Here is a 25615-nt window from a genome sequence, read left to right as displayed (position 1 = left end):
TTCAGGGGAGCGATCCACCTCCAATGCTTGGAAATACCTAACGGCGGTGATGGACCTTGCTGACCGAAAGATAATAGGTTGGGCATTAAGTGAGACGATGTGTGCAGAACAGACTACTTATACAGACATTGAAGATGGCAGTGAACAATAGGACCCCTAGTGATAAGTTACACGCTCTGATTGTGGTGTCCAATATGCTTGCCATCTTTTAAAAATGAACTAATAAAGCGTAGTTCACAAATCAGGCAGAGCATGAGTCGTAAAGGAAACTGTTTGGACAATGCTGTTGGCATCTCTGTGATATTGCCGGGCTATTTAGCAGTATCCTTGAGCCGCTCCATGATACCAAGGAGCGTTCCAACAGTACTGTGGAGCATCTGAACAGTACTGTGGAGCGTTTCCGCAATACTACGGAGCGTTCCAACAGTACTGTGGTGCATCTGAACAATACTGTGGAGCGTTTCCGTGATACTGCTAAGCTATTCAGCAGTATCCTTGAGCCGCTCCATGATACCAAGGAACGTTCCAACAGTACTGCGGAGCATCTGAACAGTACTGTTGAGCGTTTCCGTGATACTGTTAAGCTGTTCAGCAGTATCCTTGAGCCGCTCCATGATACCACGGAGCGTTCCAACAGTACAACGGAGCATCTGAACAATACTGTTGAGCGTTTCCGTGATACTGTTAAGCTGTTCAGCAGTATCCTTGAGCCGCTCCATGATACCACGGAGCGTTCCAACAGTACAACGGAGCATCTGAACAATACTGTTGAGCGTTTCCGTGATACTGTTAAGCTGTTCAGCAGTATCCTTGAGCCGCTCCATGATACCACGGAGCGTTCCAACAGTACAACGGAGCATCTGAACAATACTGTTGAGCGTTTCCGTGATACTGTTAAGCTGTTCAGCAGTATCCTTGAGCCGCTCCATGATACCACGGAGCGTTCCAACAGTACAACGGAGCATCTGAACAATACTGTTGAGCGTTTCCGTGATACTGTTAAGCTGTTCAGCAGTATCCTTGAGCCGCTCCATGATACCACGGAGCGTTCCAACAGTACAACGGAGCATCTGAACAATACTGTTGAGCGATTGAACAGTACTGTTAAGCGACTAAACAATACCGTTAAACGGGACATTATACCCCGAAATACCCGATAATGCCCGATTGCCCTGACCTTTTTATATTGTTTGGTTGACATTTATAAATATTTCCCTATTTTTGTTTATGCGGTGCTTAACAAGCAAAGCCATTATAAACAAAACTCAAGACCATGAGGTAGGGCTATATGAATGTGAAACGTTTTATATATTTGCTGTTTGTCATACTCTCCGGAAGTACGGCATTACCGGCTTCGGCTGCAATACAATCAACTGAATATGCAGGCTACCTCTTCGCCTACTTCACCGGGAATGACAAATCCGGCGAAGCCGTGAGGTATGCCATCAGCTATGACGGGCTCAACTACCGGGCATTGAATGGCAACCGACCGGTGCTGGATTCCGAAACCATCGGCAGCACGGGAGGGGTGCGCGATCCGCATATCCTGCGGGGTGCCGATGGGGAGACCTTCTACATGGTGCTTACGGATATGGTATCCGCCAATGGCTGGAACTCCAACCGGGCGATGGTATTGCTGAAATCCACAGACCTCGTCAACTGGACGTCTACTGTGGTCAACATCCAGGAGACTTATCCCAAGCAAGACGACCTATTGCGTGTATGGGCTCCGCAGACCATTTATGATCCGGGAGCCGGAAAGTATATGGTGTATTGGTCGATGAAGCATGGCGACGGGCCGGATATCATCTATTATGCATATGCTAATGCTGCGTTTACTGGTTTCGAGGGGGAACCTAAACCCTTGTTCTTGCCTGAAAATGGTAAATCTTGCATTGATGGCGACATTGTTTTAAAAGATGGTGTTTACCACCTGTTTTATAAAACCGAGGGCGATGGCAATGGCATCAAAGTGGCAACTGCGAGCTCCCTGACCGCGGGCAGCTGGCAGGAACAACCAGATTATAAGCAGCAGACTGTCGACGCGGTGGAAGGATCTTGTGTGGTCAAATTGATTGATAGCGAGACCCACATCCTCATGTACGACGTGTATATGAAAGGGCGCTATCAATTTACGAAAAGTACGGATTTGCGGCACTTCGATGCCATCGAAGAAGGGATATCCATGGATTTCAAGCCGCGCCATGGCACGGTGATACCCATCACTGCCGACGAATTGGAGCGGTTGACGGATCGTTGGGGCATGCCTTCGGACTTCGCAGAAGCAAATCTGACCGACAGCACACGGCGCAACCCGGTGCTGAAGGGCTCGTATGCCGACCCTGATATCCTTTATTCCAGCAAGACCGGCAAATACTATATCTACCCCACCAGCGACGGGTTCGATGGGTGGGGTGGCTATGCGTTCAAGGTGTTTTCGTCGACTGATCTTGTGCACTGGGAAGATGAGGGGGTTATCCTCGACTTGAAGGCCGATGTGCCCTGGGCAGGGCGCAACGCGTGGGCACCTTGTATCGAAGAGAAGGAAATCGATGGGCAGTACCGTTACTTTTTTTACTTTACGGGCGCCCAGAAAATCGGTGTGGCGGTGGCCGACCACCCAACGGGGCCGTTCAGGGATTTGGGTAAACCATTGATTGACTTCAAACCGGAAGGGGTGAGTGGTGGACAGGAAATCGATCCGGATGTGTTTACCGATCCGATGAGCGGCAAAAGCTACCTGTATTGGGGCAATGGTTATATGGCTGTCGCGGAGCTGAACGACGACATGGTTTCCATCAAGCGGGAAACCATCCGGGTGATCACGCCCGACCGAACCTTCCGTGAAGGCGCCTACATCATTTATCGCAATGGGACGTATTATTTCCTATGGTCGGAAGATGATACCCGCAGCCCGAATTACCGCATTCGGTACGGCACTTCCGATTCGCCACTTGGCCCGATAAACGTGCCCGATGATAACCTGATCCTCTCCAAAGACCCAGGCTTGGGTATCTACGGGACGGGACACAATTCGGTACTACAGATTCCGGGCAAGGATGAATGGTATATTGTTTACCATCGGTTTCGCTATCCGGATGGCATCCTCTTGGGCGACGCCGCAGGATATAACCGGGAAGTGTGTATCGATCGGATGGAATTCGATACGGATGGACGCATCCTTCCCGTGAAACCTACGCATGGAGGAATCACGCGCTTCTAGACGAAGAGCATTGCATGTTGTGCGATATGACAGATCGCTGGAGCCCTGGTGACTTGAAAGACAGCAGGTATATTTGGTTGCCTTATTCGTTTGGATGGTGATACACCGTATATCCAATGGGAGTATGAATGGAATTTAACGAATTTATGATTGTTGCAGTTAGCTTATGAAAACGATGCTATTGTTATTTACATTGGTTGCAGTAAACCTGGTGTCGGTTTTTCCACAAAACAGGGAACCAGCAATAAGAACAGACATACCATTGGATTCCATTCGCCTAAGCGATCCGTTCATTTTGGCAGATGAAAAAACATCTACTTACTACATGACAGGTACCGGTGGAATGCTGTGGAAGAGTAAGGATCTGAAGGCGTGGACCGGACCGTTTAACGTCATTCAACATGACCCTGAATCATGGATGGGGCCACGACCAATGATTTGGGCAGCCGAATTGCATATGTACAAGGGCAAATATTACAATTTTGCCACCTTTACGAACCGCGATGTAAAAATTGATACGGTAAGAGGCAATGTGATTGAACGCCGTGCCTCCCATGTGCTGGTCAGTGGTAAACCCGACGGCCCGTATGTTCCAATGGCTGATTCCACCTACCTCCCGGGCCATATGCCGACGTTGGACGGCACGTTTTGGGTGGAGGAAGACGGTAAGCCTTATATGATTTACTGCCACGAATGGCTGCAGAATTGGAACGGAACGATGGAAAAGATTGAGTTGAAACCAGACTTAAGCGGCTCCGTTGGTGAGGGCAAGGTACTGTTCCGAGCGAGTGACTCGCCTTGGAGCAAGGAGCACGATGAAGACGGCAGGATTGTGCCCAACAAGGTAACCGACGGACCTTTTCTGTTCCGCACGCAAACCGGTAAGCTAGGTATGCTGTGGACCAGTTGGGTGTTTGATGTATATACTCAAGGTGTGGCGTATTCCGAAAGCGGTATGCTGGACGGCCATTGGATACACGAAAGTGAGCCGATTACGCCATCCAATTATGGACACGGCATGTTATTCCGGACATTTGAAGGCAAACTACTGATGGCCGGACATACCCACAGCGTGGGTGAAAACGGACGTTACATACGTATTCCCCAGCTTTTTGAGGTGGATGATACCGGTGACCGGATTATCGTAGGCAAACCTTTATAAGTAAGCAATGAAGACCAAAACCTCATAAAATGACTGAGTCTAGCTGCAAAATCGCAAAATGAAAAAATATTTGTTTAATTGACGTTTATAAAATATTTGCTTATTATTGTAGTTCCGTTGCAATTGACGGGACAGTTATAAACGACAAACTACCCATAGCTTATAGGTCGCATTCATGCGGTATCTTGAGTAAAGATGTGTTGAAAATGGGGAGGGAGTCCTTGCAAACGATAAGCTGCTATGAACAAAACAGGCGGTACTATATCCAAATCAATCATCTATGATATTGATGAAGAAATCATCGTACGGATTTCGATGGGGGATGAACAAGCGTTTAAGACCCTATATGAATGTTACTTCATTTTTTTATGTACCTCCGCTACCTATTATATATTCGATGCAGACTTATCTCGGGAAATCGTAAATGATGTTTTCATAAAAATCTGGACAGGAAGAGAAGGGTTAACTTACCCGATTCACCCATACTTACAAACCTGTGTACGCAACGGTTGCTTCAACCATATTCGGTCAAAAAAAGCCAGGCTTTCAATGGCGGATGAATATGGCAAAGAAGCACTGCGATTGCAGGAAATTCAGCTATTGAGGCAGGAAACCCCCTTTGATATTTGCGAATTCAGGGAATTGGAAAAGCAAATCGAACTGTCAGTGCAGTCCTTACCCTCAAAATGCAGGGCGATTTTTGAACGATATCTTTATGCTGGAAGATCCCCAAAAGAAATAGCAGAAGAGATGGGGCTAAGTGTTAATACCGTACGCGTGCAGGTAAAGATAGCCTTAGACCGCATAAAGACAAACCTCGGCCCCTATGCAGGGCTCCTTATTTTTATTTTGAACCAAAAACTTAAATAAAAAGCCGATTTTTTTCAAGTCGTTTTAAATGATTTCTGACCGAGGGGTGTATTACATACAAAGCGGCACCGCATTGGCTAACCATGGATCAGCATAAGGATAACATTTTTAAAGAATTGATGAAGGCCTACTTGGCCGGTAAGTTATCAACAACAGATGCTGAAAAGTTGAAAGACCTTTTGGAGTCGGATAACGCTTTTCAGGAAATGTATTCCAGTCTGGTAAAATTTCACGCAAGTTCATCTATACCCAAGTTTGAGTCGGTCAAACAGACGAATTTTAAAGCATTGGCCAATAAAATCGGGTTGAGCAAGAAGAAAAGTATCTTCCTTAAATTCAGACAAAAATGGTGGCGAATAGCAGCAGCAATCTTCATTGGCGTTTCCATCGCAACAACCTTTTTGTATCTGAAAAGAGCACCCCCATACAATCAAGCAAACACATTTTCAAAGGTTAGTGTACCCGCGGGGGGCAAGAAAAAACTAGTGCTCCCCGACCAAACCGTGGTATGGCTCAATGCTACCTCTACACTAAAATATCGTTCCGATTTCAATGAAGATGTACGGGAGGTCTACTTGGACGGGGAAGGCTTTTTTGACGTGGAAAGAGATGAAAGTCGCCCCTTTGTCGTACATACCAAACAGTTGACCATCAACGTACTGGGGACGGAATTTAATGTCAATGCCTATGCAGGGGATCATGAGGTAGCGGTCAATCTTTTATCGGGAAGTGTAGACATTGCCATACCTGATAAGGAATCCGTGTCCTTGTTGCCCAATCAGCAGCTTGTTTACCAAAAAGCTGATAGGCAGTGGATCAAGGAAGAAGTTGAGGCCTCCAGGTCTGTATGGTGGACCACCGGCAAGTTATATTTCAATAAAGCATCGTTACGGGAGATCATGAAAACACTTGAACGGAGGTTTGCGGTGGAAATTATCATCCAAAGTAACCGGATGGATGACGAACATTTTTCAGGCAGCATTGACCAGGACCTCACCATACAAGAGGTTTTGCACTATTTAGATGTTGACCGTAAATACCAATGGCAATTAAACGGAGATATAGTCACTATAGCTGATAGATCCAAGAAATAATTATAGACGAATAACCCTACATCTTCTATATATATACCAATTATTCACCATTTATTAACGACGTTTTCATATGATACATGTCAAACCAAGTCCGATTTTCAATTTGAGGAAAGGAATCCCTTTCCTTTACGTTCTCATGTTAGTGGCCGTATGCTCGATTTCTTTTTTTGTTCCATTAGTGCTTTCAGCGCATCAAAATAATAAAATAAGCATTCAATTGAACACTGTCCCATTAGCCAAAGCATTGGAAGAGATTGAACGCAAATCTGGTTATTCCATCCTCATACGCAGCAGCGATGTTGCTTTGAATGAAGCGGTGTCCATTTCCATGAAAGACCGCCCTATACAAGAAATACTTGATGCATTATTCAAGCATATGGAAATCTCCTACCGGATATCCGGCAAGCAAATAGCTATTTTCAAACCTTTGCAAGAACCATCATCATCTGCTGTAGCCCCCGCTGTTCGGCAACAACAGGCTAATGGTACCGTACTGGATGAAAGTAGCAATCCGATTTCGGGCGCTAGTATTGTGCTCAAAGGTACGGGCAAGGGTACGCTATCAGATTCAGAAGGCCGTTTCGCGCTGGCAGGCGTGTCCATAGGTGATACCTTATATATTTCCTATACAGGCTTTTTGGCAAAGAATATAGGCTACAGTGGGCAAGGTAATCTGGAAATTGTATTGACACGCGAAAATAAATATTTGGATGAGGTGGTGGTCGTGGGGTACGGAACGCAGCGAAAAGCTGATGTAACCAGTTCGATTGCCTCGGTAAAATCAGAAGATTTTATCCAGGCTCCCGTTAAAAACGCCGGACAGTTATTGCAAGGTAAAGTTGCCGGTTTGACGATTGCCTCTTCTAGTGGAGATCCTACAAGTGGGGTAGCCGTACTGTTGAGGGGAAATACAACTATTCTTGGAGCCAATGCGAATCCCTTGGTGCTGATTGACGGGATTCCCGGAGACCTGAATACTGTGGCGCCGGAAGATATTGAATCCATAGATGTCCTAAAAGACGGTTCCGCGGCAGCTATTTACGGCGTGCGCGGTAGTAACGGTGTTATCATCATCACCACCAAGCGATTTAAAGAAGGGCAGATCAACGCATTAGAATACAGCACACAATTAAGCGCACAAACAATTGCCAGACAGGCTGATATGCTTACTGCCGAGGATTACCGGAGGCAGATAACTGAAGGCACTCGCGACGCATCCTGGGATAACGGAAATACGACAGATTGGTTTGAAGAAGCTACGCAGACTCCGTTTTCCCAGCTCCATAATCTGACGTATCGGGGAGGGAATGCCGAGACCAACTACCTATTTAACGTAAATTATAGAGATTTTAATGGGATCATGCGCAAATCAGACAACGAAACCTTTAACGGGAGGGTAGATGTGGAGCACAATATGTTTGACCGCAAGCTTAAATTTAATCTCGGCATCATAGGCCGGCAAAACTCGTATACCACTACTGGTGACGGCAGTAGTTTTGATGGGTGGATATACAGGCAGATAACCATTCAAAACCCAACCTCGCCCATTAAAAATGAGAACGGAGATTGGTTTCAGGAAGGAATCTTTGACTATGATAACCCGTTGGCGAGGCTTTATGAAACCGACGGACGGAACAAAAGCCAATATACTCGGTATAACGCAAAACTAACTTTTACCCCCATCGACGCGTTGCGTCTGGAGGCAAATGTAGCCTACGACAAATACAATCAATCCCGTGGATATGCGGAAACAAAAAAACATATCAGCACCACGAGGGATGGGAGAAACGGATATGCCTCAATAGGTAATGATGAAAACATATACCGGTTTATAGAGCTTATCGGAGAGTATAAAAAAGATATGGGGGATCATAAACTTTCCATTCTCGGGGGCTATGGATATCAGGAAAGCGAGAGGTTCAATTCCTCGATGCAGAACTGGGATTTCCCAACCGATGTATTCGGGTATGCCCGGATAGGTGACGGAAAAGCATTGGCGGAGGGCAATGCTGCACAAGCGAGTAACCGAGAAGAGAGCAATCTTATTAGCTTTTTTGGTCGGAGTACCTATAGCTATAAAGATAAGTACCTGCTTATGGCAAGTGTCCGTCACGAGGCCGCCAGCCAGCTTTACGGAGCAGATAAACCTTGGGGTACCTTTCCTGCAGTTTCCTTGGGATGGCGGATAAACGAAGAGCCCTTTATGAAAAATCTGGGCTTTGTAGACGACCTCAAGTTGCGGATGGGTTATGGGATAACAGGCAACCCGCCTAATAACCTTTTCCTCGGGGTTGCTACGCTGGAATATGCCGATTACTTTCTGATCAATGGCAGTTGGGTACGTTCCCTAAGAGCAGCCCAAAATCCGAACCCCCATTTGCGTTGGGAAGAAAAAAAAGAGTTGAACTTTGGTCTGGATTATAGTTTTTTAAGTGGCAGGATATATGGCGCTATCGATTATTACAATCGGCGGATAGACGGCTTGCTGTACGACTATCAGGTGCCCAGCCCGCCCAATATTTATACGTCTACCAGAGCCAATGTAGGGATTATGGAAAACACGGGATTAGAGGTGGAACTCTCCATGATACCGGTAAGGAAATCTGACTTTACCTGGACTACCCAACTCCTATTTTCAACTAATTCTAATAAATTGGTAAGCTTGTCCAATGACCTGTATCAATTGGAGACTAATTATTTTACTGCTGGGGGTACAGGAGTACCGATTCAAACCCACACCCATATCGTAGAAATAGGAGAGAAAATTGGCGATTTTCACGGGTATAAAGTGGTAGATATCTCTGATGATGGTTATTGGATCTATGAAGATGAAAATGGGGATATGATTAGTTATAATGAATTTAACAGGGGATTTGAAGACAAACAAGTGCTTGGTAACGGGATTCCCAAGTATTATGCAGGCTGGAACAATACCTTCAAGTACAAAAACTGGGACCTAGGTGTCACGATGAGGGGATCTTTTGATTATCAAATTATCAATTTCCAGCGGATGTATAACGAAAATACAGGGGATGAAAGGTATAACCGCTTAGCATCGGCTTACGACAAAATTTATGGGAAAGCTGTATTAAATAAAAATGTACCGCTTGAGTTTAATAGCCATTATGTGGAAGATGGCGATTTCTGGAAAATAGACAACATTACCTTGGGGTATAATTTTAGAAAGATCAATTTGAATTTTGTCCATTCCGCAAGGATATATGTTTCAAGTTTAAACACCATTACCATTACAGGTTATAAGGGAATAGATCCGGAAGTGAACTGGACAGGGTTGGATCCGGGAATCGATGGCAGAGACAAATATCCTACGACTCGGACATTTACCGTCGGCATTAATGTTAGTTTTTAACCCGCTAAAAACAAGACTCATGAAAACGAAGATCATCATACTGTTGCTGTCATTTTTTGGAATGGCTGGATGTACAAAACTTAAGGATCAAAATTTTAATACAATAATATCTGATAAATTTGCCCCGTCAGAAGAGGATGTGGGAGCGTTGATTGCCTCGGCTTATATTCCTTGGAGAGACCTGTTTAATAAATGGCAAAGCTATTTTTGGGCTCAGGAGATATCCGCAGACCAATTGGTTATACCCAAACGTCCATGGGGTTGGGTAGATGATGGGGGTTACCGGCGTTTTCATACCCATCGTTGGACTACCGAAGATGCCATTATATCTGCTTGTTGGCAAAGGGCGTATAATGGTATTACCACTTGCAATAGGGTAATTTACCAAATAGAAAACGATCTTGTTCCAGTTGAGGAGTTCAAAGAAAGTGCCCTTGCAGAACTAAAAGTACTTCGGGCCACGTATTATTGGGTGTTATGCGATATGTACGGAAATGTACCCATCGTTACCGATTTTGATGTCCCCGAAGGCTATCTGCCCGAACAAAATACCCGGAAAGAAGTGTTTGACTTTATTGTTAAAGAAGTTACCGATAATATAGATGAGTTGAGTGATAAGAATGATCAGTCTACTTACACCAGGATGAACCAATGGGTAGCTCATACCCTACTGGCTAAATTATATCTCAATGCTGAGGTATATACGGGTACTGCTATGTGGAACGAAGGCATTACGCAATGTGACGCAGTGATCAATGCTAACCTATATACATTGGAAGCTAACCAAAAGAGTATATTTGCTGCCAATAATGAGAATTCAAGTGAAATTATCTGGGCTTTTGGCTATGATGATAAATACCTTGTTCAATACTGGGACGATTGGAATGCTTTTGACCACCACATGCAGACCCTGCCTCAGGAAATGCAGGCTACCTATAACCTGCAAAACTCACCTTGGGGTGGAATCTGTGCCATTCCGCAGTTCATCAATACGTTCGACATCGATGATGAACGCTTTACAGAAAATTGGATTAAGGGGGTGCAGCTGGCTTCCAATGGGGATACATTAATTGTGCAGAATGGTACTCAGAAAGGACAGGTGCTAAACTTGGTCAATGAATTGCCTGCGGTAGACACCACAGAAGCCAACCACGGATTGCGTCTCGGAAAGTTTGAATACGAGATGGGAGCGGCTTCCATACTGAATAATGATTTCCCCTTTTTCCGCTATGCGGATATACTGATGATGAAAGCCGAGTGCCTGCTTCGCACAGGCCGTGCAGATGAAGCTGCTACACTTGTTACGATGGTGAGGGAGCGTAGTTTTAGGGAAAACCCGGAAAAAGCTGCCGTAAGCGGAGCCGATTTAATGCAAGGCAGTTTATATGACTACGGCCGTAGGGATGTGCATCAAATCTCCAATGAGGGCGGTGCTGATATTGCCTACGGACGACTTCTCGATGAATTAGGATATGAATTTTTTGAAGAAGCGCGCCGACGCCAGGATTTGATACGTTTTGGGGTATTTACCACGAAGTCATGGTTTTCCCACAATCCTAGCAGTGCTTACCGAACTTTATTTCCCATTCCCCAAATTGAGCTTAACAAAAATTCCAATTTAACACAAAACACAGGATATTGAGGGCGTGAGTAATTAATTATTGAACGCCTACCTGTGAGTAAAAATAGATATGAAGATAAAAATTGTGGTTGTAGTAGCGGCACTGTTGACTACGGTAAGGATAGCGGCCCATGCCCAGACAGCGGTACAGTCCTTTGCACTCCATGACGTACGCATACTCGAAGGACCATTCAAACATGCCGAGGAGCTCAATAAAAGATACTTGCTTGAACTGGATGCAGACCGGCTGCTAGCACCTTTCCTTCGAGAGGCTGGCCTGCAACCCAAGGTCGAAAGTTACGGCAATTGGGAGAATTCCGGCCTCGACGGCCACATCGGTGGGCATTACCTCACCGCACTCTCCCTAATGTATGCCGCTACCGGAGATACACAGGTAAAGGCCCGGCTGGACTACATGATTTCCGAACTCAAGCGTTGTCAGGATAAGTTGGGGAATGGATATATCGGTGGCGTGCCGGGTGGTGCTGCCCTATGGGCCGATATCCATAATGGCCACATCCAAGCAGGCGGGTTTGATCTGAACAAAAAATGGGTACCCCTCTATAACATTCATAAGACCTATGCGGGACTGCGTGATGCCTACCTCATCGCAGGTATCCCGGACGCCAAGGACATGCTGATCAAGATGAGCGACTGGGCATTACACTTGGTCAGTAAGCTATCGGATGCGCAAATACAGGATATGCTGCGCAGCGAACATGGCGGCCTCAATGAGGTGTTTGCCGACGTAGCGGCCATCACAGGCGATGATCGGTATCTCCAGTTGGCGAAGCGATTTTCACACCAGACGATATTGGAACCGTTGTTGGTTAATGAGGATAGGCTTACGGGGCTGCACGCCAATACGCAGATACCGAAGGTCATCGGCTATAAGCGCGTTGCGGATGTGGGGGGTATCACTGAATGGAGTGATGCTGCACGCTCTTTCTGGGAAGCGGTGGTCTTCCATCGGTCCGTATCCATCGGCGGTAACAGCGCACACGAACATTTTCATCCGACGAATGATTTCTCCCGTATGATCCGAAGTGTGGAAGGGCCGGAAACGTGCAATACCTATAACATGCTGAAACTTACCGAACAACTCTTCCAAACGGAGCCGGATGTTCGGTATGCCGATTTCTATGAGCGGGCATTGTTTAACCACATCTTGTCTACCCAACATCCAAAACAAGGAGGCTTCGTTTACTTTACCCCCATGCGTCCCGGACACTACCGGGTATATTCACAACCGCACACCAGTTTTTGGTGCTGTGTGGGATCGGGGTTGGAAAATCATTCCAAGTACGGTGAATTCATTTATGCACATCGCGACGACGAATTATATGTCAATTTATTCATTGCTTCACAGTTAAATTGGGCAAACAGGGGAGTTGAAATCGTGCAACATACCCGCTTCCCGGAAGAGGCAGGCACCACGCTGCTCATCAACCCCGCGAAACCCGGCACATTTACACTGAAGCTCCGCTATCCGGCTTGGGTAAGGGAAAATGAACTGGTGGTTTCGGTAAACGGAGAGACCTATCCCATTACGGAACAGCCGGGTTCCTTTGTGTCCATCACCCGGGAATGGAAAGCAGGTGACCGTGTACACATGGACTTTGTGATGCATACTGCCGTGGAACAACTGCCCGATTCTTCGAACTATTATTCCTTTCTGTATGGCCCTATCGTGTTGGCAGCCAAGACGGATACCACGGCCATGGAGGGCATGTTTGCCGACGACAGCCGTGGTGGACATATTGCTCATGGTCCACAAGTGCCGCTACGCGATATTCCCATTGTAGTCGGCCAACAGGAGACCTTAGCTGCCTTGCCCCGCCAGGTGGCGGGCGAGAAGCTGCGTTTCGCATTGGATAACCTTTACTCCACTAACGCAAGGACAACCATGGAACTACAGCCTTTTTATCAGTTGCATGGATCGCGGTACATCCTCTATTGGCCACAGGCTACGCCAAATGAGGTTGTCGTGCTACAGAAACAAATGGAAGTGGAAGAGCAGGAAAGTGCTAGGCTCGAAGAGATTACCGTAGATAGGGTGAATGGTGGCCAGCAACAGCCGGAGTCCGACCACGCCATCCAATTCGAGCAATCGAGTACAGGCCAATACGAGGGCGAGCAGTGGCGCGAAGCCAAAGGATGGTTCAGCTACCAACTCCGAAACCCCAAGAAGACCGCGAAACACCTTTTCGTGCGGTATTGTGACATAGATCGGCCTAGCGACTTTGATATATTGGTCAATGGGCAGCTGGTGGCCAGCGTCCGCTTAGAGGGCAAGGCTTCGGGAACCGGTTTTGTGACAGCATCATACCCGCTGCCGGCAGCGATCTCCAACGATGAACTAATGACCATACAATTCAAGGCGCGTCCGCAATCCATCACGGCGAAAGTGGTGGAAGTCCGATTGTTGAGTGCTGCTTTCGGTGAATGACCAGCGATTTTATTACCTTTGCACCTAACAAGACCAATGAATAAGCCTAACAACAGAGATGTGGTATGGTAAACTAGGTGCCGTAGTTTTATTTTGCTTATTTAGCTGTTTTAGCTGTAGGCTGCTTGCCCAGCATCCCTATGTCTTTCGGCATATCGATGCCAATACGGGACTGTCCGACAACCTCATTAAGGGCATTGGAAGCACACCGGATGGCCGTATCAGCATCCGGACACAGTCTTTGCTCAATCTATATAACGGGGGCACGTTTGATAACTTCAGGCAGGGTAGTGGCACCCGCTATGCGTGGGAATGTACTGGTGATGAACAAGAGTATATCGATCTTCAAAACAGGATTTGGCTCAAGCAAGAATCTCGCTTGCAGGTTTTTGACCTAAAAACAAATCAATTCATTGCCGATGTGGGAGGGTTACTGGCGTCGTTTGGGGTGCAAAAAAAGCTTGAAGACTTTTTTATTGATGATGCAAAGAACTTGTGGTTTCTTACAGAAGACCACGGGCTATCCTATTATGATGTCGCGCGTCAGGATTTGATAACACTGCCCGGAAACAGCGTGGCCGAAATAAACAAATTTGGCATTCCCCGTGAAATCCAACAAGTGGGCGACACCTGTTGGATTGTTTATTCCAAAGGCCTTATTCAATTATGGAGGTATAGTACGAAAGAAATTATCCGTCAAGACACGCGGTTATTGGGTGTAATTGATGAAGCCTCGCACAACTTGGTATTACGGGCGTCCCCAACCGAAGGGCTTTGGTTGATGCACCAAACCGATGTGATGTTTTACCACCCATCATCCGATGTGTGGACGAGGGCAAGCCACATTTCCGGATTATCTAATTTTTTTACCTGCATGGATGTCGACCATGATGGTAATGCTTGGGTCGGTACATCACAATCGGAAATCCGGGTTATCGACGGAGCGGACTTCGATGTACAGTCTTTCGTGGGCATGCCGCTGACAACCGGCGGTATCTTGGTAAACGACATTAGTTCGATTTATGTCGACGATGATAATGGCGTGTGGATCGGCACGTTGTTCCAAGGGATCTGTTACTACCATGCAAGTATGCTTAAGATCAATCTCGTGCATACCGTTCCACACGAAAGCCACATGACCAATGAGAATGTTCGTTGTTTCCTCGAAGAGGCGGATGGCACCATACTGGTCGGTACTGTCAATGGGCTGTCTCGTTACTTCCCGCAGGCCCGTCGGGTGGAAGGCGTCTACCCCGAATTAAACGGGAAGCTCTGCATGGGACTCTATCGCGACAGCCAAGGCCGCATTTGGGTGCCGACGTTTCTCAATGGCATATTCTGTATCGAAAACGGAAAGATCCGCCAGTATGAGCGTCCTGGCGTTTCCATTTATGCAGACCCTAATCCCAACAATGGCCGAACGATGATTGAGGATGCTTCTGGCCAGCTTTGGGTGAGTGTATACGGTGGCGTTGGCCGATTCGATCCCGCTACAGGGAATATAGACTTCCTGTACAAGACGCATCCTGAGATCAAACACCTCAAACTAGGGCTGACGTTTACCCGCATGGATGGTCATACACTCGCGGTGGCCGCCGAGGAACTATTTTTCTACAACACCAAGACCGACAGTTTATGGTTTCCCGCTTATAGGGATCAAATTCAGACCTATGGCGCGGAGTTCAATTTCATTTTTCCAGACAGCAGGTCTCTCCATTGGTTAAGTGTCGATGGACTGAAGGTCTGGGACAATGGAGGCGGGCATCTATATGAGGTTCCCATCAACGAAGATCGCCCTAATCAGACGGTTTCGGCTATTCTGGAAGACAGCATGGGCAACCTCTGGGTATCTACCATGAATGGCATTAGTAAGGTCGAGGTGAAAAGGGGTGAGGAAGGATACGATTTTACCGTCACCAATTTCGGTAGGATGGATGGAGCGGGTGTACAAGCTGGCCGCTTCAATACCGGTGCTGCTATGCGGGCAAGCGATAGCAGCATGTATTTTGGCGGGGTGCATGGCATGAATGTTTTCCACCCCGAGCGGATGATGTATAATACCAGCAAGCACAAACCCATTTTTACCGGATTCCGGCTCTTCAATACGCCCATTAAAGAGCGTGCATTGCACAACGGACGGATATTGCTTGAGCAGCCTATCAGCCAAGCAAACGAAATCCATTTGAGGTATCATGAGAATTTCATCACACTCGAGTTTGCGGGCTTGAATTACGTCAATCCATCCAAGACCTACTACCGGTACCAACTGGAAAACTATGACCAGGGCTGGACGGAGATACAGGCCGATGGAGTTGGACGGGTCAACTATACCGGTTTACCACCCGGTAAATACACATTTAAGGTATATTCCGCCAATAATGACAAGTTTTGGGGTGATGAATATGTTGAATTGGCCATAGTGATCTCTCCGCCTTTTTGGGCGACAACTTGGGCGAAGCTATTGTATTCGGTCTTGTTTGTGATAGCTTTGGTAAGCATTATCCAGTACTTCAATAGACTGAATCACCGCAAGCTGGTGCGCCAACAAGCGGCGGAGGCACAGCGACAACGGGAAGAACTAGACCAAATGAAGATGAGTTTCTTCACGAACATCAGCCACGAGTTCCGTACGCCCTTATCACTGATCATGACCCCGTTGGAGTTGTTGCGCAATGAGGTGGATGACTCCCAATTGAAAGAAAAGCTGACATCCATTTACGGTCATTCCAATGATTTGCTCACTATGGTCAATCAATTGTTGGATTTCCGCAAACTGGAGGTCAAAGGTGAAGAATTGCGCTTGGGCCATGGTGATATCGTCGAGTTTCTAGCGGGCATGCATGCGTCCTTTAAACCTGTTGCCAACAGTAAGCAACTGGATTTTACGTTCGATGGCCCGGACACGCCCATTTATATGTTTTTTGACAAAGACAAAGTGCTCAAGGTGATGAATAACCTATTGTCTAATGCGTTCAAATTTACCGATGATGGCGGAACGGTAGCTTTGCGCGTCACCACCGAAACGGTATACGCAAGGAAATACGTACGAATCACAGTGGCCGACACAGGGTATGGTATTGCTGAAACAGATTTGCCCTATATATTTGATCGGTTCCGGCAAGCGAACAACCAATTGGCCAATCAAACCGGCAGCGGCATCGGGTTATACTTGGTCAACGAATATGTTGCCCTGCACGAAGGGAAAGTAGAGGTGGAAAGTAGTGTAGGTGAAGGCGCTACATTTACGGTACGATTGCCTACAGACTTGGAAGCAGAGCCGATTGATCATGCATTGTTGGCGGATGATGTACAAAGCACAACGGAACCATCGCCGACTTCAATGGGCAAAAAGATCTTGATTGTCGAAGACAACGCCGAGTTCCGGCATTTTCTGAAATCACAGCTTGCTAAGCGATATGTGGTTATCGAAGCTCCAGATGGAGAAGAAGGCGAAAAGCGGGCGCTGGCCGATGAGCCTGATTTAATCCTATCGGATATGATGATGCCCAAGATAGATGGCATCACGCTTTGCCATCGGCTGAAAAGTAACATCCAGACGAGCCATATTCCCATTATTCTCTTAACGGCGCGGATGTCGGATGATGCGCGGATGTCCGTGTATTCAGCGGGTGCCGATTCGTATTTATCCAAACCTGTCGTTTACGAGATGCTGCTGACCCGTATCGAAAAACTGATCGAGCAGCAGGAAATACGGAAAGCGCTTTTCCACACCACCATCGAGGTAACACCGAGCAGCATTACCATCAACTCGCTCGACGAGGCGCTGGTGCAGAAAGCCTTGCTGAGTGTTGAAAATAACATGGATAATCCGCAATACGGTGTCGAGGATCTGGGGAAAGACATCGGGCTGAGCCGGGGCCACCTTTACCGGAAACTCCAATCCATCACTGGGCAAAACCCAGCCGATTTTATTCGGTCTATCCGCTTGAAGCGGGCTGCCCAACTGCTGCGGGATAGCCAACTCCACGTGACCGAAATCGCCGATATGGTCGGCTTCAATACCCTCAAGTATTTCAACAAGCATTTTAAGGAAACCTTCGGAATGACGCCTACCCAATATCGCGACGAGGAAAAAATCTAATTGAACCGGTTTAGTCGCTATAAATCGAGGGTTTTTCATCGATTCTAACAAAATAACCTATCATTTGAGACGAATTGACCTATCCTAAATAGGGTACCGGCTATACCTTTGTCTCATCCTTCTATGTCTGAAGGACACTAATAACTAAGAATACCAATTAACTCTTTTGTTCACCTATTTAATTATGATTTCTATGCGTAAAAATAAACCCAAGTGATTAAACCGATTTAAACTAGTGCAGATAGCTTTTTTTGAATTACCAGACAATTGGAGGAGGGAATCCAAGTCTGTGAAATAGATTATTAAACCTTAAAAAATGAATTATGAATCTAAAATGTGCTTTTCGAAGTAGAGGTGTCTGGTTATTGCCTTTATTTCTTTTGGCTTTTATACAATCCTTTGCTCAAACCAAGGTGATTTCGGGCAGCGTCATAGACGCTGAAACCCGAGAGCCGATAAGGGGTGCAGCCATTAAAATTAAAGATACCCAAATCGGGACGTCCTCAGGGGAAAACGGAGCATTCCAACTTACGCTTCCACAGGCAAATGCGGTGATCGTGGTCAGTTATATCGGCTACGATGCGCGAGAATTCTACATCGGTTCGCAAACAAACATCACCATAAACCTGATGCCGCGTACGGATGAACTCGACGAAGTAATCGTGGTAGGTTATGGGACGCAGAAGAAGGCAACGGTTACCGGTGCTGTCGAAACGATTAGTTCAGAAGTGTTCGAAAACCGAGCGGTAACCAATATCGGTTTGGCGCTTCAAGGGCAGACACCGGGCTTGGTGGTGACACGTAATTCGCCTCGGCCGGGGAACGAAGGGCTTAATTTCAGGATCCGTGGGGCATCCTCGGTGAACGGAAGCAACCCGTTGATCATCGTCGATGGGGTACCGGTTTTGAACAATTATTCGTTCCAGAACTTGAACCCCGATGACATCGAAAGTATATCGGTACTTAAAGATGGTGCAGCGGCGATCTATGGGTCAAGGGCATCCAACGGGGTCATCTTGGTAACTACTAAGCGAGGAAAGGGACAATTGAAGATAGACTACAACGGCAATTTCCGCTTCAATACCAATGGGATTACCAGCTATTCCCCGAACATGTCCGAATATGCGACGTTGTGGATTGAAGCCAATAAAGAAGAGACCACACCCAACTGGTGGGTTTGGGGCGAAGATAATGTACGTCTCATGCAACAGGGGCACGAGGGCAGGTATGACCTTTTCGGGACAGATTTTTACATCTTCAATTCAAACAGGCTGGACGAAATGTTTGCAACACGTTACTCCTATCAGCATAACCTAAGCTTGTCGCAGGGTGGGGATAAATCTTCATATCGCCTTTCGGTTGGGTATGCTGACAACAAAGGAAACCTCGCGACGGCCTATGACGGTCAGAAGCAGCTAAACGCCCGCCTGAACCATGATTATCAGCTAACCGAAAAACTGAAGCTGGAAACAACAATCAGTTTAATCAACTCTACGATTGCTGAGCCCTCGGTAGGGCTGGATAACACCTTATATGCTTATGACATGCCGTTCTATCCGGCGAAAAATCCGCATGGGCAATGGTTTGCCACGTTCAACGGGATTGATGGCGGAGCAATCAGAAATGCGGCTGCCATGACAGCGGACGGTGGCCGCCGTAGCAGGAACTCGCTCACTGGTCGCGCGGATATAAAAGCTAGCTATGAAATAATAGACGGGCTATCCATTGAAGGGCTGGCATCTATCCAAAACGAACGCTTTAATGAAGAGCGATACGTCTTGGAAGTTCCCTTGTATAACTGGTACGGTGTCCAGACGGGTATCGGTCTTAATACAAGTGGCTCCAATAATGTATATTTTACCAATGCGTGGCAGGGGTACTACCAGTTTTATGAGGGTATGGTGCGTTATAACAAAACATTCAGCGGATTGCACAATTTTTCGGCCATAGCGGGTATCAATGCCGAAAAAAACAGTACCCAGTGGCTTAGTGGAAACCGCGTGGGGTTTGAAGACCTCGGAGTCTATGATATCAGCTTGGCAGATTTGGAAACACAAACAAACACCGGGGGAAAGACCCTGATTGGCCGGTATTCCTACATCAGTAGGTTGAATTATGACTATGACGAGAAATATATCGTTGAGCTCGTGGGAAGGAGAGACGGTAACTCCCGGTTCGCTCCCGGATTTAAGTTCAAAAACTTTGGATCAGCACAGGTAGCCTGGCTTTTTTCCAAAGAATCGTTTCTGGATGGAATGACATCCGTATTGGATTTCGGTAAAATCCGTGCGACATACGGCATGACGGGCAACGAAGCTTCGGGCCTAGGTGCTTTCGACTACCTATCGACCGTCAGTATAGGTTCCGCAGTTTTGGGATACCCGTCTGCCCCCGTGTCATCAAGCGGGTTGAACAATAACGGGTTGATCAGTCTGACGCGTTCATGGGAACGGGTCAAGCAGCAGAATATCGGTATCGACCTTGGCTTTTTCAATAGTCGCCTGACCACTTCCTTTGATTATTTTGTCAAAGACAATATAGGAATGCTCATCAATGTGACCTATCCCGCTGTATTGGGTGGAAATGCACCCCAAACCAATAGTGGTAATTTCAATACAAAAGGATGGGAGGTTATCATGGGGTGGAAGGATACCAAAGGCGACTTTAGCTATAACCTGAATGTCAATATTGGCGATACGAGGACATTGGTGACCGGCGTGGAAGGTGCAGACAATTATGGGGCGGGTGGTAATGGTATCGTTAATGGTTATCCATGGCAGCCTTGGTTCGTTTGGAAGACCAATGGATACTTTAGGGATCAAGCCGAGGTGGATGCCTATTATGCAACTTATGGAGGTAGTGATGCACTGCAAGGCTTCCCCCAAAACAACCAAGCCGTCGCGTTGAGGCCCGGTGATACCAAAAAGGTCGATGTAGTAGGTACGGGCAATATCACAGCAATAGGAAACGAGGAAAGCTCCCTCGTCTACGCAGGTGACGGCGTGCCACATTTCGTTTATGGCATTAACCTTGGCGGATCATGGAAAGGGTTTGATCTGAATGCGTTTTTCCAGGGGCACCTGCAGCAGAACATCATGCGCAGCGGATACATGGCCTACCCGTTCGGAGCGATTTGGACCAACCAGAATCCCAACTTCCTGGGGCAAACCTGGACAGCGGATAACCCGGGCGCCCCCTACCCACGTCTGACGATCAACAATACACGCGCGAACTGGAATTATGCCAACAATGACTTCATGTTGCAAAACAGCCGCTATATCCGGCTGAAAACGCTGATTGTTGGGTATACGTTGCCTAAATACCTGACCGATAGGGCGAAATTGGGCCGTGTAAGGCTTTATTTCTCAGGCAATGACCTTTGGGAAAAGACATCCATTAAAGATGGGTTCGATCCGGAAATGGGCGAGGCGTCCATCAACAGTGGTTATCCCTTTGCCAGAACATGGTCTTTCGGATTAAATGTAGGCTTTTAACAACGATACAAAGTACATGACGATGAAAAAGATATTGAATTATTTGTTTGCCTTTGGAGCTTTGGCAACAACGGTCTCCTGCCAGAAAAATTTTGTCGATCTAGACCCACCGGCACAATATACCGATGCGGTCTATTTCAAAAAGGCTGGTGACTTTAAGGCATATGCCACGGGTTTTTATGGCCAATTGCAGGGCTGGAGCTTTGGCAATATGGACAACAGTTCGGACATATCCGCCAATTCCAATGGTAATGGATCCGATCTGGGGCACGGTACGATCATACCAAGCAATAACAATTGGAACTATTCAGGTATAAGGAGCTGCAACATCCTGCTTTCGAAAGTAGGTGAATATGATGGGGCGGAAAGTATCGACCAATATGTAGGCGAGGCTTATTTCTTCAGGGCGTATTCCTATTTCAACCTCCTGAAGACGTTTGGTGGCGTGCCCATTATTACCGATGTGCTGGATATAGACGCTCCGGAACTGTTCGGCAAGCGCAATAGCCGATACGAGGTGATCGAGCTTATACTATCCGATCTGGATCAGGCGATTAATCGGTTGCCCACGGAACAGAACATACCCGCCTCCGAAAAGGGTCGGGTCAGTAACTGGGCCGCCAAAGCCTTTAAAGCACAGGTGTCGTTATATGCCGCCACATGGCAAAAATATGTCGGCCAAGCAACCGATGGCGATGGTGTATCCGTAGGAGCGGGCACGGCCGGATACGATCCGTCAAACATCAACCGCTATCTGGCAGACGCAATCGTGCAGGTGAAAGATGTGATGGACAACGGGGGCTATGAGCTTTGGAATAAAAACGCAGACCCGAGCATGGCAAACCTGAGTTCGTGGTACCTGTTCAACCTGGAAGACGGCGAATCAAATCCCGGTGGTTATGACAAATCGACCAACAATGAGTTTATCCTCTATAGTGTGTACGATTTTACACACCGGCAGTCGAGGCTGAATATTTCCTGGACATCCTGGCAGTTGTATCCTAGCCGTAAGTTTGTGGACATGGCTGTCTGTACAGACGGATTGCCAGCAGATAAGTCACCCTTGTTTCAGGGCTACCATACTTTCACGTCTGAGTTTCAGAACCGGGACCGTCGTTTGCTCAACTATCTGTATGCGGCTACGCAAGCCCCGGCCACGATTACTCTGTCATTCGGAGGCTTGGGCTTCGGCGGATATGGCAACAGTAAGTTCGCAGTTTTTGGCCATGGCTCGCGCCGGCCTGACCTGACCGAATCGGCCAACTGGCCCATCATACGCCTGGCCGAAGTGTACCTGATTTATGCAGAGGCACTCTACGAACTGAATGAAACGATTACGGATGAGCAGTTGGACGAATCCGTTAATTTGTTGAGGGCTCGCGGTGCGGTGGCCCCCTTGACCAATGCATTGGCAACGGCACATGGATTGGACATGAGGGAGGAAATCCGAAGGGAAAGAGCCATGGAGCTCTATCGCGAAGGAAAACGCTTTGACGACCTGAAGCGATGGGGGATACTGGAAGAATCCCTTAATGCCTCCCGATTGGGCAGGGTTGTTGGCGATGGTTCGTATGCCACACCGTTCAAAAATCCAGACGGAAGCCCGACGGAAGCCTACCAGCCTAATACGTATGTGTGGGGTGAAGAGACTGTACAGACTGCAGACGGCATATTGAATTGCGTTATAATATCCAGCAACTTAAACCATTCGGTGATGCAACGGCATTATCTGTATCCGATTTCCATCCAGCAGATCCAGCTGAACGGTAACTTGCTCCAAAATCCCGGGTATTAGGCGGCACGATTCATAGACCGATTAGAAATTTGAAAAAAATGAAAAAACTGATATTAAACAACATGATCGCAGCCGGTATGGTAGCGGTTATGTGCCTGTTCTTGGCAGGGTGTGAAAAGGGCCCGAATTTCAGGGAGTTTGTGTATCCTGCTCCTGTCGTGGAGGATTTCTATCCAAAACAGGGCTATATTGGCAGCGATATCACGATAGAAGGGGCCGATTTTGGCGATGCGGTCAACGCAGTCAAAGTTTACTTTGGAGGTGTCCTTGCCGATACCGTTCGTACGGTAGAAGATAGTCGTATCGTTGTGCAAGCTCCGGAAAATGGAATGTCTGGCATATTGACCATAGAGATTTTCGGGAAAAGAGACACTACTTCTCAAGCGTTTGTCTATTTGCCTTCGGCAAGGATTGTTGCAGTTGACGCCGAAATGGCCGCAGTGGGTGATGAGGTGACTATCACAGGTGAGAATTTTGGAAACGACCCCTCGCTTGTGCAGGTGTTTATCGGTGCTGAAGAAGTCCAGATAGTTTCTGTTAGCCCTACGGAAGTACGGTTTACGGTATCAGACGTACCCTCAGGCTCTATTATTTTAATGGTGGATGGTCAGCGTCTAACCGGGCCGTTTCTACTGGTGGGCATTGAAAAACTATCCGGTACGCTCATTGGGCACGCTGGGTCTTGGGGAGGCAATCCGGCTACTGAAATAACGGCAGCTGTAGACGGCGATATTACGACTTTTATCGACGGTCCCGGTAACCCTTCTTATGTTGGTTACGATTTGGGCGATGGCAAAGCCGCCGTTTTGAAGTCGGTTCGTTATGTGCCCCGTGCTTCACATCCGGTTCGGATGGTTGATGCGGAAATAAGGGCTTCAAATGATCCCTCGTTAAGTGACTATGTCGTGCTGCATAAAATTACTGAAACGCCACCGGTAGGTGTGTACACAGAGGTCGCTATTGATACAGAAGAAGCCTACCGGTATATCTATTATTTTGCTCCAGTTGGAAATGGCAATATAGCTGAGATTGAGTTTTACGGCAATATTGTGGAGCAATAAGCGCCTGTAGGATAGGTTCGAAAACAAACAGGCTCTTGATGCCTTTATTAACAACTGATAAATCTCGATGGTATGAAACGTTTAACAATCCACACCACAGTATCGCTCATGATGGGCTGCCTATTGTATGCCGCCGCTTGTTCAAAAGGCACGGTCAACAACATAGACCCGGGGATAGACACCACATCCAATCAGGGCGTAATGCAATACATCGACACCTTGTCGCCTACCACTCCGATTAAACATGTCGGAGGACTCCATACAGCGGAGGACTTTGCACGTATCAAGACGAAAATCAATGCCGGTGCGGAGCCTTGGGTGTCGGGGTGGAATAAGTTGACTGCCAATTCCCGCGCCCAACTGTCTTACATGCCCAATCCTGTTGTGAAGCTGGTCAGGGGAGGCAATTCGCGAGAAGAGCCGGATCCCGATAACTATTCCAGGGCATTCAATGATGTGGCCGCAGCTTATCAGCTTGCCTTGCGCTGGAAGATTTCCGGCGATGATGCTTATGCCGATAAAGCGGTACAGATACTCAATGCGTGGGCTGCTACCTGTGAACGAATCAGTGGGGATTCGAACACTGCGCTGGCGGGCGGGATTTATGGCTACCAGTTTGCGCTGGCTGGAGAGCTATTGCGGGATTACGAGGGCTGGACTGCTGAAGATTTTGCAGCCTATAAGCAATGGATGGTCGACGTGTTCTATACGTTGAATATGGCGTTTTTGAACACCCATTGGGGCACATGCGATTCCCACTACTGGGCCAATTGGGATCTTTGTAACCTGGCATCCGTGATGGCCATCGGGATATTGACCGATAACCGGTCGATGTACAACTATGCCGTACATTACCTGCAGCAGGGGCGAGGAAATGGCAATCTAACGAAAGCCATTAACCATGTGTTTACCGGTGCCGACACGGGCTTGGCGCAATTGCAGGAAAGCGGACGCGACCAAGGACACTCCACATTGGTCATCGCGTTGTTGGCTACGATATGCCAATTGACATGGAACCAAGGGGATGATTTCTATGGTTTCGACGATAACCGTTTCCTGAAGGCCTGCGAGTATACCGCAAAATACAACGTCGCTCGGCTGAGCGTCCCATTCCATGAATATACCCGCCTGTGGGCAGCTAATTGTTCACAAGTAGAAATACATACCCAAATCAGCGAACAAGGAAGAGGGTCTGCCCGGCCGATGTGGTCTGCACCTTATTTCCATTACACAAAAGTCAAAGGGAAGACGGCCACTTATACCGGTATGGGTGTACAGACGACCTTGCCAGAAGGCGGTGGGGGCGATTATGGGCCGAATAGTGGCGGATTTGACCAATTGGGCTTTGGTACGCTCATGTTTACCTTGGATTAG

The 25615-nt window shown here is 47.3% G+C and carries 13 protein-coding genes; 12 read left to right on the top strand and 1 reads right to left on the bottom strand.

The genetic code is table 11. The annotated features are described in order from the left end of the window. Positions 1 to 479: 479 nt before the first annotated feature. Complete coding sequence (locus tag NF543_RS25635) at positions 480 to 965, bottom strand: methyl-accepting chemotaxis protein (protein ID WP_505560193.1); 486 nt, start codon at positions 963 to 965, stop codon at positions 480 to 482. Positions 966 to 1294: 329 nt separating this feature from the next. On the opposite strand from NF543_RS25635, the gene NF543_RS01510 reads away from it, so the two are divergent. The 12 genes from NF543_RS01510 (at position 1295) to NF543_RS01455 (ending at position 25615) form a co-directional block, all read left to right on the top strand. Continuing rightward, the gene (locus NF543_RS01510) at positions 1295 to 3223 is read left to right on the top strand and encodes a glycoside hydrolase family 43 protein (protein WP_257666315.1); all 1929 of its coding nucleotides are present in this window, start codon (positions 1295 to 1297) and stop codon (positions 3221 to 3223) included. Positions 3224 to 3398: 175 nt separating this feature from the next. Continuing rightward, on the top strand, positions 3399 to 4385 hold the full coding sequence (locus tag NF543_RS01505) for a glycoside hydrolase family 43 protein (RefSeq protein WP_257666314.1): 987 nt from the start codon (positions 3399 to 3401) through the stop codon (positions 4383 to 4385). Positions 4386 to 4625: 240 nt separating this feature from the next. Then, positions 4626 to 5255, top strand: coding sequence for an RNA polymerase sigma-70 factor (locus NF543_RS01500; protein ID WP_257666313.1), 630 nt, complete (start codon positions 4626 to 4628; stop codon positions 5253 to 5255). A gap of 83 nt (positions 5256 to 5338) precedes the next feature. Then, on the top strand, positions 5339 to 6349 hold the full coding sequence (locus NF543_RS01495; protein ID WP_257666312.1) for a FecR family protein: 1011 nt from the start codon (positions 5339 to 5341) through the stop codon (positions 6347 to 6349). A gap of 217 nt (positions 6350 to 6566) precedes the next feature. Beyond that, entirely contained in the window at positions 6567 to 9719 is a 3153-nt protein-coding gene (locus tag NF543_RS01490) for a SusC/RagA family TonB-linked outer membrane protein (RefSeq protein WP_257666311.1), read from the top strand. 19 nt (positions 9720 to 9738) lie between these two features. After that, complete coding sequence (locus NF543_RS01485) at positions 9739 to 11361, top strand: RagB/SusD family nutrient uptake outer membrane protein (RefSeq protein WP_257666310.1); 1623 nt, start codon at positions 9739 to 9741, stop codon at positions 11359 to 11361. 49 nt (positions 11362 to 11410) lie between these two features. Beyond that, a complete protein-coding gene (locus NF543_RS01480; protein ID WP_257666309.1) occupies positions 11411 to 13789 on the top strand; it encodes a glycoside hydrolase family 127 protein in 2379 nt (792 codons plus the stop codon). A gap of 58 nt (positions 13790 to 13847) precedes the next feature. Further along, positions 13848 to 17891, top strand: coding sequence for a hybrid sensor histidine kinase/response regulator transcription factor (locus NF543_RS01475; RefSeq protein ID WP_257666308.1), 4044 nt, complete (start codon positions 13848 to 13850; stop codon positions 17889 to 17891). Between the two features lie 380 nt (positions 17892 to 18271). Beyond that, a complete protein-coding gene (locus tag NF543_RS01470) occupies positions 18272 to 21385 on the top strand; it encodes a SusC/RagA family TonB-linked outer membrane protein (protein ID WP_257666307.1) in 3114 nt (1037 codons plus the stop codon). 22 nt (positions 21386 to 21407) lie between these two features. Then, positions 21408 to 23180 (top strand): RagB/SusD family nutrient uptake outer membrane protein, encoded by a 1773-nt coding sequence (locus NF543_RS01465; RefSeq protein WP_257666306.1) that lies wholly within the window; start codon positions 21408 to 21410, stop codon positions 23178 to 23180. 38 nt (positions 23181 to 23218) lie between these two features. Continuing rightward, positions 23219 to 24241 carry an IPT/TIG domain-containing protein gene (locus NF543_RS01460; protein ID WP_257666305.1) on the top strand — a complete coding sequence of 341 codons (1023 nt, stop codon included), beginning with the start codon at positions 23219 to 23221 and terminating at the stop codon, positions 24239 to 24241. Between the two features lie 72 nt (positions 24242 to 24313). Beyond that, positions 24314 to 25615: an alginate lyase family protein gene (locus tag NF543_RS01455; RefSeq protein WP_257666304.1), complete on the top strand. Its 1302-nt coding sequence runs from the start codon at positions 24314 to 24316 to the stop codon at positions 25613 to 25615.

The organism is Parapedobacter tibetensis, from assembly GCF_024704835.1.
In the GTDB taxonomy this organism is placed as follows: Bacteria; Bacteroidota; Bacteroidia; order Sphingobacteriales; family Sphingobacteriaceae; genus Parapedobacter; species Parapedobacter tibetensis.
The sequence above is the reverse complement of the archived record's forward strand: the minus strand, read 5'-3'. Positions and strand labels throughout refer to the sequence as shown.

Excerpts from the sequence above, each read along its gene's own strand:
- NF543_RS25635 (WP_505560193.1), bottom strand. The coding sequence starts at position 965 with ATGCTCCGTTGTACTGTTGGAACGCTCCGTGGTATCATGGAGCGGCTC.
- NF543_RS01505 (WP_257666314.1), top strand. The coding sequence starts at position 3,399 with ATGCTATTGTTATTTACATTGGTTGCAGTAAACCTGGTGTCGGTTTTT.
- NF543_RS01500 (WP_257666313.1), top strand. The coding sequence starts at position 4,626 with ATGAACAAAACAGGCGGTACTATATCCAAATCAATCATCTATGATATT.
- NF543_RS01495 (WP_257666312.1), top strand. The coding sequence starts at position 5,339 with ATGGATCAGCATAAGGATAACATTTTTAAAGAATTGATGAAGGCCTAC.
- NF543_RS01485 (WP_257666310.1), top strand. The coding sequence starts at position 9,739 with ATGAAAACGAAGATCATCATACTGTTGCTGTCATTTTTTGGAATGGCT.
- NF543_RS01480 (WP_257666309.1), top strand. The coding sequence starts at position 11,411 with ATGAAGATAAAAATTGTGGTTGTAGTAGCGGCACTGTTGACTACGGTA.
- NF543_RS01475 (WP_257666308.1), top strand. The coding sequence starts at position 13,848 with ATGTGGTATGGTAAACTAGGTGCCGTAGTTTTATTTTGCTTATTTAGC.
- NF543_RS01465 (WP_257666306.1), top strand. The coding sequence starts at position 21,408 with ATGAAAAAGATATTGAATTATTTGTTTGCCTTTGGAGCTTTGGCAACA.
- NF543_RS01460 (WP_257666305.1), top strand. The coding sequence starts at position 23,219 with ATGAAAAAACTGATATTAAACAACATGATCGCAGCCGGTATGGTAGCG.
- NF543_RS01455 (WP_257666304.1), top strand. The coding sequence starts at position 24,314 with ATGAAACGTTTAACAATCCACACCACAGTATCGCTCATGATGGGCTGC.